We start from the raw sequence: 12,432 nt of genomic DNA, 5'->3' as shown, positions 1-12,432 counted from the left end.
GCGGGGCCCGCCCCCCCCCCCCCCCCCCGGGGTGGCGGGCGCCGCCGCGTGGCGGGTCAGTCCGCCGGCAGGTGCGCGAGCATCCGCTCCATGCCGCCGATCCAGTTGGCCCGCAGCGCCGTGATGGCGCCCGGCAGGTCGTCCGCCAGGAGCCGGCGGGCGATCTCGCAGTGCTCCTCCGACTCACGGGCCACCGGCTCGTCCTCGGCGACGACCAGGTTCTCGTAGCGCCGCATCCCGGCCTTGACCCGGGTGAGCAGGTCCAGCAGCCGTTCGTTGGCGCAGCCGCTGAGCAGCAGGCCGTGCCACTCGTCGTCGCGCCGGTCGACGGTCGAGTGCGCGGCCACCTGGTCGGGGAACCCCTGGGCGAGGTCCAGCAGCCGGGGCGCGATGGTCCGCAGGTGCTCCGGGTCGGAGGACTCCAGCGCCAGCGCCTCCAGGGCCGCGACGATGGCGACCAGTTCGCGGAACTCCTTGCGGCTGACCGGCGCGAAACGGAAGCCCCGGCCCTGGCTGCTCTCCAGCACGCCCTCGCCCGCCAGCGCGATCAGGGCCTCCCGCAGCGGGGTGCGGCTGACGCCGAGTTCGGCGGCCAGGACGGCCTCGTTGACGTCGGTTCCGGCCGCGAACTCGCCGCGGGTGAGGCGGTCCATCAGCTCGTCGCGGATCTGCTCGCGCAGCGGACGGCGCTCGATCGCCATCGCGTCCCCCTGACTTCCGGATTGAGGCACACCTCTTGACCCCCTCCAGTGTACTGCACTATGCATTTTGAATACAAAATGCGGGACGAGGTGGAGACGGGGTGGCCGACCCCGGGAAAGGGGCATGGCATGGGCCTGACACGGTTACCGGGTCTGCTGTTCGGCGGCGACTACAACCCCGAGCAGTGGCCCGAGGAGGTGTGGCGGGAGGACGTCCGGCTGATGGCCGAGGCCGGCGTCAACCTGGTCACGGTCGCGGTCTTCTCCTGGTCACGGCTCGAACCCGGGCCCGGCAGTTACGAGTTCGGCTGGCTCGACCGGGTGCTCGACCTGCTCCACGCCCACGGCATCGCCGTCGACCTCGCCACCGCGACCGCCACCCCGCCGCCCTGGCTGGTCCGCGCCCACCCGGAGATCCAGCCGGTCGATGCCGCCGGCACCAGGCTGGAGTTCGGCTCGCGCCAGGGCTACTGCCCCTCCTCACCGGTGTTCCGCGCCGCCACCGTCCGCCTCGCCCGGGCGATGGCCGAGCGCTACCGCGAGCACCCGGCGCTGGCGATGTGGCACATCAGCAACGAGTACGCCGACCACACCGCCGAATGCTTCTGCGCGGAGTCCGCCCGGGACTTCCGCCGCTGGCTCCAGGACCGCCACCGCTCCCTGGACGGCCTCAACGCCGCCTGGGGGACGTCCTGCTGGGGCCAGCACTACACCGACTGGACGCAGGTCGAGCCGCCCCGCAAGGCCCCGGGCCCGGTCAACCCGGCCCAGCTGCTGGACTGGCGGCGGTTCTCCAGTGACGCGCTGCTCGCCTGCTTCGAGGCCGAGCGCGCCGTCCTCAAGGAGGTCACCCCGGACATCCCGGTGACCACCAACTTCATGAGCGTGCTGCGCGACCTGGACTACTGGACGTGGGCCGCCGCCGAGGACCTCGTCACCGACGACGCCTACCCGGACCCGGCCGACCCGCGCGCCGCGGTGAAGGCCGCGCTCGGCTACGACCTGATGCGCTCGCTGAAGCGGCAGCCCTGGCTGCTCCTGGAGTCCGCGCCGAGCGCCGTCAGCTGGCGCGCGGTCAACGTCCCCAAGGACCCGGGCGTGATGCGCCTGCACAGCCTGCAGGCGCTCGCCCACGGCTCGGACGGCGTGATGTTCTTCCAGTGGCGCCAGGCCAGGTACGGCCCGGAGAAGTTCCACTCGGCGATGCTCCCGCACGGCGGCACCGCCACCCGGCAATGGCGCGAGACGCTCGCCCTCGGCGCGGACGTCCGGCGGCTCGCCGGGGTGGCCGGCACCGGCACCCGGGCGGAGGTCGCGCTGCTGCTCGACTGGGACAGCTGGTGGGGCCTGGAGGCGCCCGAGTCGATGCCCTCCGACCGGCTGCGGCTGCACGAGCTGCTGCTCTCCTGGTACACGCCGCTGCACGCCCGGGGCATCGCCGTCGACCTGGCCCCGCCGGGGCGCGACCTCGCGGGCTACCGGCTGGTGATCGCCCCCAACCTCTACCTCTGCACCGCCGAGCACGCCGCCGCGCTGGCCGGCTTCCCCGGGCGGCTGGTGGTCGGCCCGTTCAGCGGGGTGGTCGACGCCGCCGACCGGGTGCACGAGGGCGGCGCGCCCGGACCGCTGCGCGACCTGCTCGGGGTGCGCGTCGAGGAGTGGCGCCCGCTGCCCGACGGCGCCACCCAGGAGGTCGTCACGGCGGACGGGACCGCGCTGACCGCCCGCACCTGGACCGAGTGGCTGGACACCTCGGAGGCCACCGAGGTCCTGGCCCGCTACCGGGGCGGCCCGCTGGACGGGCGCCCGGCCGTCACCCGGCGCGGCACCGCCACCTATCTCGGCTGCCTGCCCGAGGACCCGGCCCCGCTGCTGGACGGGCTGCTGACCGACGCCGGGATCACCGGCGTCACCGGGCCGGGCCTGCCCGCCGGCGTCGAGGCCTGCCGCCGCGGCCCCTACCTCTTCCTGCTCAACCACGGCGCCGGGCCCGCCACGGTCCCGCTTCCCGTGGAGACCGGCTTCACCGACCTGCTGACCGGCCGTCCGCTGCCCGGCGGCCCGGTGACCGTCGGACCGCGCGACGCCGTGGTCCTGGAACCCCGACCGACGCCCTGAGGAGTGTGCGTGTCCCACCCCTACATCCCCAACGCGGGGCCCGAGACGCGGGCGGCGATGCTCGCCGAGACCGGCGCCCCCGACGTCGCGGAGTTCTACCGCGACATCCCCGCCGACCTGCGCCTGGACCGTCCGCTCGACCTTCCCGAGCCGTTCGCCGACGAGCAGGGCCTGACCCGGCACGTGCGCGGCCTGCTGGCGCGCAACACCGACCCGGCCGCGCTGCTGAGCTTCCTCGGCCACGGCTGCTACCCGCACTACGTGCCCGCCGTCTGCGACGAGGTCAACGGCCGCGGCGAGTTCCTCACCGCCTACGCGGGCGAGCCCTACGAGGACCACGGCCGCTTCCAGGCGCTCTTCGAGTACGTCTCGATGATGGCCGAACTGCTGGAGATGGACGTCGTCAACGTGCCCACCTACGACGGCTACCAGGCCGCCGGCACCGCCCTGCGGATGGCCGCTCGCCGCACCGGCCGGTCCAGGGTGATGGTCGGCGCGGCGATCGCGGCCGACAAGCTCGCCAAGGTCCGCGACTACCTCGCCCCGGACGTCGAGGTGCTGCTCGCCCCGGTGGCCGACTCCGGGGAGACGGGCGAGGTGCGGCTGGACGACAGCTTCGCCGCCCTCTACCTGGAGACGCCCACCGTGCACGGCGTCGTCGAAACCCGCGGGCGCGAACTCGCCGACCTGGCGCACGGCGTCGGCGCCCTGCTGGTGGTCGGCACCGACCCGATCACGCTCGGCGTGCTCGCCCCGCCCGCCTCCTGGGGCGCCGACCTGGTCTGCGGGGACATCCAGTCGCTCGGCATGCACCCCCAGTACGGCGGCGGCCAGGCCGGGTTCATCGCGAGCCACGACGACGAGCGGATGGTCGCCGAGTTCCCGTCCCGGCTGTTCGGCATCGCCCCGACCGAGGTCCCCGGCGAGTACGGCTTCGGCGACGTCGCCTACGACCGCACCTCCTTCGCGCTGCGCGAGGAGGGCAAGGAGTGGGTGGGCACCGCCGCCGCCCTGTGGGGCATCACCGCGGGCGTCTACCTGGCGCTGATGGGCCCGCAGGGCATGCGCGAGATCGGCGAGACGATCCTCGCCCGCACCCGGTACGCGATGCGCGCGCTGGCCGCCGCCGGGGCCGTGGTGCGCCACCAGGAGGCCCTGCACTTCCGGGAGTTCGCCATCGAGGTGCCGGACGCCTGGGCGCTGCTCGCCGCCCTGCGCGGGCGCGGCATCCTCGGCGGGGTGCCGCTGGGGCCGCGCGAGGTCCTGGTCTGCGTCACCGAACAGCACTCCGTCGCCGACATCGACACCCTCGCGGCCGCCGTCGCGAAGGCCCTCACCGCTCCCGGAGGCACCGAGTGAGCACGCACGACGCACCCGAACCCTTCGCCGCCCTGCCGGTGGCGCCCAAGCCCGGCCTGCGCCGCTTCCACCAGGCCCGCTGGGACGAGGAGATCGTCTTCGAGCTGTCCCGACCCGGCCGGCGCGGCGTGGGCGTGCCCGCCCCGGACGCGCCCCTCGTCGAGCTGCCCGAGGGCGTCGCCCGCCGCACCCCGCCCGCGCTGCCCGAGCTCTCCCAGAACCAGGTGGTCCGGCACTACCTGCGGCTCTCCCAGGAGACCCTCGGCGCCGACCTCAACATCGACGTCGGCCAGGGCACCTGCACCATGAAGTACAGCCCCAAGGTCAACGACTCCTTCGCCCGCGACCCGCGCGTGGCCGCCCTGCACCCGCTGCAGCCCGAGTCCACCGTGCAGGGCGTGCTGGAGATCTACTGGCGGCTGGAGCAGATCCTCAAGGAGATCTCCGGCATGGCCCGGGTCTCGTTGCAGCCCGGCGCCGGCTCCGCCGCGATCTACGCCAACATCGCGATGATCCGTGCCTACCACGCCGCCCGCGGCGAGGGGGAGCGGCGCGACCAGGTGATCACCACGATGTTCTCCCACCCCTCCAACGCGGCCTGCGCCAAGGTCGCCGGCTACGAGGTGATCACCCTCATGCCGGACGCCGAGGGCAACCCCGACATCGAGGCGCTGCGCGCGGCCGTCGGCCCGCGCACCGCCGCGCTGCTGATCACCAACCCGGAGGACACCGGGATCTTCAACCCGCGGATCCGCGCGTTCGTCGACCTGGTGCACGCGGCGGGCGGCCTGGCCTGCTACGACCAGGCCAACGCCAACGGCATCCTGGGCATCACCCGGGCCCGGGACGCGGGCTTCGACCTGTGCCACTTCAACCTGCACAAGACCTTCTCCACCCCGCACGCCTGCGGCGGACCGGCGGCCGGGGCGTGCGGCGTCTCCGAGGCGCTGGTGCCGTTCCTGCCCGGGCCGGTGGTCGACCGGGCGGGCGAGTCCTTCACGCTCACCGCCCCGGAGCGCTCGGTCGGCAAGATCCGGCCCTTCCTCGGCGTCACGCCCAACGTGGTGCGCGCCTACGCCTGGGTGATGGCGCTCGGCGCCGAGGGCCTGCGCGAGGTCGCCGAGACGGCCGTGCTCAACAACAACTACCTGCTGGCCAAGGTCGCCCGGATCCCCGGCGCCTCCGTGCCGTGGGCCGAACGCCGCCGGGTCGAGCAGGTCCGCTACTCCTGGCAGCGGCTCACCGAGGAGACCGGCGTGCACTCGGAGGAGATCGGCGTCCGGGCGGCGGACTTCGGCGTGCACTACTGGACCAGCCACCACCCCTACGTGGTGCCCGAGCCGTTCACCCTGGAGCCGACCGAGTCCTACTCCCGGGAGGACCTCGACGAGTACGCGGCGATCCTCGCCCACGTCGCCGACGAGGCCCGCAAGGACCCGGAGTCCGTCCGCGGCGCACCCTACCGGCAGACCGTGCACCGGATCGACCCGGCGACGCTGGACGACCCGGCGCAGTGGGCGCCCAGCTGGCGCGCGTACCTGCGCAAGCACGGCGCGAAGCGGCCCGGATGATCGTCGGCCTGATCGTGAACCCGGTCGCGGGCCTCGGCGGCGCGGTCGCCCTCAAGGGCAGCGACGGCCCGGAGGTCCAGGCCAGGGCGCTCGCGCTGGGCGCCGTCCCGCGGGCCCGGGCGCGCGCCGCCGCGGCGCTGCGCGCCCTGCGCGCCCGCCGCCCGGAGGTCCTGGTGCGCACCGTGGCCGGGCCGATGGGGGAGGAGAGCGCGCTCGCGGCGGGCGTCCGGTACCAACTCGCCCACCGGCCGCCAGCATCGGACACGGGCGCGGCCGACACCCGGGCGGCGGTCGCGGCGCTCGGCGTGGTGGACCTGCTGCTGTTCGCGGGCGGCGACGGCACGGCGCGCGACGTCCTGGACGCCGGGCCGCGCCCGCCGGTGCTCGGTGTGCCGGCCGGGGTGAAGGTCTACTCGGGCTGCTTCGCGGTGAGCCCGGCCGCGGCGGGCGCGGGCGCCGCCGCCTTCGACGGGCGGACCGTCGAGGCGGAGGTCGTCGACCTCGACGAGGAGGCGCACCGCGCGGGCGGCCTCGGCGTCCGGCTGTACGGGACCGTGCGGGTGCCGGCCGGGCGGGTGCGGCTGAGCGGGCGCAAGACCGGCTCCTCGGCGGCGCCGCCGGGCTCGGCGGAGTCCATCGCCCGGGCGGTGGTGGCGGCCATGCGGCCCGGCACCGCGTACGCGCTCGGGCCCGGCGCGACCACCCTGGCCGTCGGGCGGGCGCTCGGCCTGGAGCTGACGCCGCTGGGTGTGGACGTCGTGCGGGACGGCGCCGTGCTCGCCCGGGACGTCACGGAGCAGCGGCTGCTCACCCTTGCCATGTCACAGGTGACGCACGGCGTGCTGTCGGTGATCGGCGGCCAGGGCTTCGTGATCGGGCGCGGCAACCAGCAGTTCAGCCCCCGGGTGCTGGACGCGCTCGCCGGGGTCACCGTGCTCGCCACCCAGCAGAAGCTCGCCGCGCTCGGCGGGCGGCCGCTGCTGGTGGACAGCGGCGACCCGCTGGCCGACGCCGCGCTCGCCGGCCACGTCCGGGTGGTCACCGGACACCGTGAATCCGTGCTGTACCGCATCCAGTCGGCAAGTGAGGAGCTCCCATGAACAGCACCAACGGCACCACCTCCGGTACCACCCTGCGCGACAAGGTCGCCGTCGTCACCGGCGGCGCCTCCGGCATCGGCCGGGCCACCGCCCGGCTGTTCGCCGCCGAGGGCGCGGCGGTGGTGGTCGCCGACCTCGCGGACGCGGGCGAGGTCGTCCGCGAGATCGAGGCGGCCGGCGGCCGGGCGGTCGCGGTGCGCGCCGACGTCTCCTCGGAGACCGACTGCGAACGGATCGTCACCATCGCCGTCGAGACCTACGGCGCCCTGCACGTCCTGTTCAACAACGCCGGCATCATCCGCCGTCAGACGGCGCTGGAGATCTCCGCCGAGGACTGGGACCGGGTGATGGCCGTCAACGTCCGCTCGGTCTACCTGATGTGCCGCTTCGCCGTCCCGGCGATGACGCGGGGCGGCTCGATCATCAACACCGGCTCCGGCTGGGGGTTGAAGGGCGGTGGCAACGCGCTCTCCTACTGCGCCTCCAAGGCCGCGGTCGTCAACATGACCCGGGCCCTGGCGATCGACCACGCCGCCGCGGGCATCCGGGTCAACTCGGTCAACCCGGGCGACACCATGACGCCGATGCTCCGCGACGAGGCGCGCCAGCTCCGGGAGGAATGGGCGGTCTTCGAGAAGGACGCCGCCGACCGGCCGATGGGCCGGGCCGGCTCGCCCGAGGAGATCGCCGCCGCCGTGCTGTTCCTGGCCGGTGACGCCAGCAGCTACATGACCGGCTCCGCCCTCGTCGTCGACGGCGGCGGCCTCGCCTGACCCGCGCACCCGTCGTCCCCCCACCCCCGTCCCCGCACGAAAGCCCAGGAGGCACCCGTTGTCCGCTTTCACGAGAAGGTCAGCCCTGGTCGCCGCGGCGATCGCCCTGACCACCGTTTCCGCCTGCAGTGGCAGCGGCGCCGGGGGCGTCGCCGGCGGCGGTGACCCGGCCGACGGCGGCAAGGTCACCCTGCGCTGGTCCACCTGGGGCTCGGCCGAGGACACGGCGGTCTTCAAGGCCTTCACCGACGAGTTCGCCAAGAAGCACCCGAACATCACCCTCAAGCTGGAGCAGGTCGCCTCCTACGAGGACTACCACCCCAAACTGCTCACCCAGCTGACCTCGAAGACCGCCCCCGACGTCCTCTACGTCGGCGACGACTACATCGGCAAGCTGGTCGCCGACGGCGTGCTCGCCCCGCTGGACGAGCGGCTCGCCGGACCGGACAGCCGCAGCAGGCCCGAGGACTTCTTCGAGGGCATCTACGGCGGCGCCAAGAAGGACGGCGTCACCTACGGCGTCCCCAACGACACCAACCCCGAAGTCCTCTGGTTCGACCGGAAGGCGCTCGCCGCCGCCGGCATCACCGAGGACCCGGCCGCGCTCAACGAGGCCGGCCAGTGGACGATGGCCAAGTTCCAGGAGATGAACGCCAGGCTCAAGGCCGCGGACCGGACCGGCACGATCTTCTGGAACTGGTACGGCGCCAACTACAGCATGGTCAACGGCTTCGGCGGCAAGGTCTGGGACGGCGGGAAGTTCGTCGCGACCACCGACCCGAGGACACGCCAGGCGCTGAAGACCCTCGCCGACGGCTACCGGGACAAGACCTTCGTCTCCGCCGACCTGCTGCCCGAGGGCAACGGCGCGGCCACCCAGTTCATCAAGCACCGGGCCGGCTTCTACGCGGGCGGCCGCTGGGTGATCGAGGGCATCGACAAGGGCGGCGACCGCGACGGCTACGACATCGTGCCGTTCCCCTCCGAGTCCGGCCGGCCGATCCCGGGCGCCGTCGCCGCGTCCTACCTGACCGTCAACAAGGACAGCAAGCACCCCAAGGAGGCCTTCACGTTCCTGACCGAGTTCGTCAGCAAGGAGGGCCAGCAGCTGCGGCTCAAGGGCGGCAGCGCGGTGCCGTCCGTGCGGGGCGCCGAGAACCTGGTGACCGACGGCAACTACCCGCCGCACGCCCGGACCTTCCTGGACGTGCGCGACCGGGGCTTCGCCAACTATCCGGACGAGGTCGCCGTCCCCGGTCTGACCAAGGCGATCAACGACCAGCTGATGAAGATCTGGGAGGGCAAGGTCGGCTTCGACGAGGGCCTGAGCCGGCTGCAGACCCTCGTCGACGGCATGAAGGGCACGCAGGGGTGAGCGCCGTCACCCAGGCGACCGCCCGGCGGCGGCGCAAGCGCTCCGCCGCCGGGCAGGCCCCCGCCGTCCCCGCCGCCCCCGCCTCGCGCGGCGGCCGCGAGCCGCTCTGGCGCCGCCGCGACCGCCGCTGGGCGCTGCTCTTCCTCGCCCCCCAACTGCTCGGGCTGCTGGTCTTCCTGGTCGGCCCGCTCGGCTTCGCCGTCGTGCTGTCCTTCATGCGCTGGGACGGCCTCGGCGACGCCACCTGGGTCGGCCTGGACAACTTCCGCGCCCAGCTGACCGACCCCGAGTTCGGCCGCGCCGTGTGGAACACCCTCAAGATCGCCCTGATCACCGTGCCCGGCGGCCTCGCCCTCGCCCTGCTGATCGCCCTCGCCCTGCACGGCGTGCGCGGGCGCACCGCCTACCGGGTGGTCTACTTCCTGCCCGTCGTCACCAGCTCGGTCGCGGTCTCGGTGATCTGGCAGATGATCCTCGGCGGCGGCACCGACGGCATCGTGAACGGCACCGTCCACGACCTGTTCGGCCTCACCCTGCCGGACTGGCTGGCCGACCCGGACTGGGTGGTGGTCGCCGTGGCGGTGGTGACGATCTGGTCCTCGCTCGGGCTCAACGTCGTCATCTTCCTGGCCGGCCTCGCCACCATCCCCGCCAACCTGCTGGAGGCCGCGCGGATCGACGGCGCCGGGCCGTGGCAGACCCTGCGCTCGGTCACCCTGCCGCTGCTGTCGCCCACCGTCTTCTTCACCGTGGTGGTGTCGGTGATCAGCTCGTTCCAGGCCTTCGACCTCGTCTACGTCCTGGTCAACCCGGACCACAACGAGGGCGCCCAGACCATCGTCTACAAGGTCTACCAGCAGGGCTTCCGGGAGTTCCACTTCGGCCTGTCCAGCGCCGCCGCGCTGCTCCTGCTGCTGCTCACCCTGATCGTCACGGCGGTCCAGTTCCAGGCGCAGAAGCGCCTGGTCCACTACGAGTCCTGAGGCGCCGCCATGACCGTCCGCCGCACCACCGCCCCCCGGCAGCTGCTCCTGCACACCGGGCTCGTCCTCGGCGGCCTGCTGATGCTGTTCCCGTTCGTCTGGATGGTGCTGACCTCCTTCAAGGGCGTCGGCCAGATGATCAACGAGCCGCTGTCCTGGCTGCCCTCGCCCTGGCGCACCCGCAACTACCCCGACGTGCTGCGCGAAGTGCCGATCGGGCGGGCCTACTGGAACAGCATGTACATCGCGGCGATCACCGTCGCCGCCACCCTGCTCACCGGGGCGATGGCCGCCTATGCCTTCGCCCGCATCCCGTTCCGCGGCTCCGGACCGCTGTTCGGCCTCTTCCTGGCCACCCAGATGGTCCCCGCCCAGGTCACCATCGTGCCGCTGTACATCATGCTGGCCAAGCTCCAGCTGATCGACTCCCACCTGGCGCTGATCCTGCCCGCGATCGCCAACCCCTTCGCGGTCTTCCTGCTGCGCCAGTTCATCAGAGCCGTCCCGGTCGAACTGGAGGAGGCCGCCCGGATCGACGGCGCCGGCCGCTGGACGATCTTCTGGCGGATCGTCCTGCCCAACATCCGGCCCGGCCTGTGGACGCTCGGCATCATCGTCTTCCTGGCCAGCTGGAACAGCTACTTCTTCCCGCTGGTGTTCCTCAACTCCTCGGAGCTGTTCACCGTCCCGCTGCTGCTCGACTCCTTCAACTCCCAGCGCGGCGGCATCGACTACGGACTCACCGCGGCGCTCTCCGTGATGACCGTGGTGCCGATGCTGATCGCCTTCCTGATCGGGCAGCGCAGGATCCTCGACAGCATGGCCTCCTCGGGCCTGGGAGGGCGCTGATGTCCGCGCTGCCCCGGGTCGAACTCGACCTCGTCGAACGGCCGTTCACCGAACGCGGCGCCCACCTGCTGGTCACCGCGGAACCGGGGCGGGACGGCGGCCTGCGGATCGCCCGGGCCGAGTACGAGACCCCGCTCGCCGCCACCACCGAACTCACCGGGCTGCGGGTGAGCGACGCCGCCGGGCGCCCGCTGCCCGTCGTCCGGGCCACACCCGTCGAGGTCGCCTTCGCCGGCGGGGTGTCGCTGCTGTTCGCCGACCCCGCCACCCTGGTGCTCGCCGGGCACGGCGCGCGGGCGTCCTGGCGGCTGCCGGACGGCACCGGGCGCACCCTCGCGCTCGACGGCTGCCATGTGCTGGCCGGCCCGCCGGGGCAGTGGTCCGCCCCCGCCGTACGGGCCGCCGCCGAGGCCCGCTGGGCCGACTGGTTCGCCCGGATGCCGGCCGTGCGCCCCGACCTCGCCGAGCGCGCCCGGATGGCCTGGTGGACGCTGGCCGTCAACCTGCTGCCGATCGCCGGGCGGGAGGGCCTCGTCCCGTCCAAGTACGGCTACGTCGGCGTCTGGAACTGGGACGCCCTGTTCCACGCCGTCGCGCTGCGCCACGGCGACCCGGCGCTCGCCCGCGACCAGATCCTGCTCGTCCTGGACCACCAGCTGCCCGACGGCCGGCTGCCCGACGTGGTGCACCGGCACGGCGTGCTCGCCGACACCACCGACCTGCCGCGCGCCGACCACGCCCGCCTCGCGGAGCACGTCGGCAGCGCCAACGGCACGCGCCCCGAGCGCGCGCCGGTCCCGGTCACCAAACCGCCCCTGGCCGCCTGGGCCGTCTGGAAGGTCCACGAGACCGACCCGGACCGCCCCTTCCTCGCCGCCGCCTACCCTCGGCTGGTCCGCGCCCACGCGTGGTGGTTCACCGCCTCCGACCCGGACGGCGACGGCCTGCCCGAGTACCTGCACCCCTACTCCTCCGGCCTGGACGACAGTCCGGTCTGGGACCACGGGCCGCGCGCCGAGCCCCCCGACCTCAACTCCTACCTCGTCCTGGAGGCCGACCGGCTGGCCGACATCGCGGCCGCCCTCGGCCGCCGGGCCGAGGCCGCCCGCTGGCGCGAACGGGCCGCCGCCCACGCCCGGCTGCTGGTCGACCGGCGCTGGGACGGCGCCCGCTTCACCACCCTGGCGGGCGGGTCGCCGGTGTCCGCGCGCACCGCGCTCGACCTGATGCCGCTGTTCAGCGGCCGGCTGCCGGCCGGGATCGCCGCCGCCCTGGAGCGGACCCTGCGCTCGCCCTCCTACTGGGGCGAGCGGCCGGTGCCGACCGTGGCCTTCGACGACCCCGCCTTCGACCCGGAGGCGATGTGGCGCGGCCCGGTCTGGCTCAACGTCAACTATCTGCTGTCCGAGGGCCTGGACCGCTCCGGCTTCCCGGGGACGGCCGCCGAGCTGCGCGAGCGCACCCTCGCCATGGTCCGGGACGGGGGCGGCCTCTACGAGTACTGGAACCCGCTGACCGGCGCCCGCGCGCGCCGGGCGACCTCCGGCTTCGGCTGGTCCGCGGCGCTCTTCCTGGACCTCGCCAGGATCGTCGGATAGTACGA

10 protein-coding genes are annotated in these 12,432 nt (G+C 73.8%); 9 read left to right on the top strand and 1 reads right to left on the bottom strand.

Features of this window, described 5'->3' with window-relative positions:
• Positions 1-56 precede the first annotated feature (56 nt).
• Entirely contained in the window at positions 57-701 is a 645-nt protein-coding gene (locus ACFU9E_RS34720) for a GntR family transcriptional regulator (protein ID WP_380686076.1), read from the bottom strand.
• A gap of 129 nt (positions 702-830) precedes the next feature.
• Here ACFU9E_RS34720 and ACFU9E_RS34715 point away from each other — a divergent pair, with 129 nt between their 5' ends.
• Genes ACFU9E_RS34715 through ACFU9E_RS34675 form a run of 9 tightly spaced genes read left to right on the top strand, consistent with a single transcriptional unit; the run spans position 831 to position 12,427 of the window.
• Positions 831-2,819, top strand: a complete 1,989-nt coding sequence (locus ACFU9E_RS34715) for a beta-galactosidase (RefSeq protein WP_380686074.1) — start codon at positions 831-833, stop codon at positions 2,817-2,819.
• Positions 2,820-2,828: 9 nt separating this feature from the next.
• Positions 2,829-4,178: an aminomethyl-transferring glycine dehydrogenase subunit GcvPA gene (gene gcvPA / locus ACFU9E_RS34710; RefSeq protein ID WP_380686072.1), complete on the top strand. Its 1,350-nt coding sequence runs from the start codon at positions 2,829-2,831 to the stop codon at positions 4,176-4,178.
• Positions 4,175-5,749 carry an aminomethyl-transferring glycine dehydrogenase subunit GcvPB gene (gene gcvPB / locus ACFU9E_RS34705; RefSeq protein ID WP_380686070.1) on the top strand — a complete coding sequence of 525 codons (1,575 nt, stop codon included), beginning with the start codon at positions 4,175-4,177 and terminating at the stop codon, positions 5,747-5,749. Before gcvPA ends, gcvPB begins: the two co-directional genes overlap by 4 nt.
• Positions 5,746-6,849: an ATP-NAD kinase family protein gene (locus ACFU9E_RS34700; RefSeq protein ID WP_380686068.1), complete on the top strand. Its 1,104-nt coding sequence runs from the start codon at positions 5,746-5,748 to the stop codon at positions 6,847-6,849. The genes gcvPB and ACFU9E_RS34700 overlap by 4 nt, the downstream gene beginning before the upstream one ends.
• Complete coding sequence (locus ACFU9E_RS34695) at positions 6,846-7,622, top strand: SDR family NAD(P)-dependent oxidoreductase (protein WP_380686066.1); 777 nt, start codon at positions 6,846-6,848, stop codon at positions 7,620-7,622. Before ACFU9E_RS34700 ends, ACFU9E_RS34695 begins: the two co-directional genes overlap by 4 nt.
• Positions 7,623-7,680: 58 nt before the next feature.
• The gene (locus tag ACFU9E_RS34690; protein ID WP_380686064.1) at positions 7,681-8,997 is read left to right on the top strand and encodes an ABC transporter substrate-binding protein; all 1,317 of its coding nucleotides are present in this window, start codon (positions 7,681-7,683) and stop codon (positions 8,995-8,997) included.
• Positions 8,994-9,980 carry a carbohydrate ABC transporter permease gene (locus tag ACFU9E_RS34685; protein WP_380715654.1) on the top strand — a complete coding sequence of 329 codons (987 nt, stop codon included), beginning with the start codon at positions 8,994-8,996 and terminating at the stop codon, positions 9,978-9,980. Before ACFU9E_RS34690 ends, ACFU9E_RS34685 begins: the two co-directional genes overlap by 4 nt.
• Positions 9,981-9,989: 9 nt before the next feature.
• Positions 9,990-10,829, top strand: coding sequence for a carbohydrate ABC transporter permease (locus tag ACFU9E_RS34680; protein ID WP_380685980.1), 840 nt, complete (start codon positions 9,990-9,992; stop codon positions 10,827-10,829).
• Positions 10,829-12,427 (top strand): amylo-alpha-1,6-glucosidase, encoded by a 1,599-nt coding sequence (locus ACFU9E_RS34675; protein ID WP_380685978.1) that lies wholly within the window; start codon positions 10,829-10,831, stop codon positions 12,425-12,427. The genes ACFU9E_RS34680 and ACFU9E_RS34675 overlap by 1 nt, the downstream gene beginning before the upstream one ends.
• The last annotated feature ends 5 nt before the right edge of the window (positions 12,428-12,432 follow it).

The organism is Kitasatospora sp. NPDC057595 (assembly GCF_042800875.1).
GTDB lineage: Bacteria > Actinomycetota > Actinomycetes > Streptomycetales > Streptomycetaceae > Kitasatospora.
Note: the sequence above shows the minus strand (reverse complement) of the source record. Positions and strands in the feature narration are given on the sequence as shown.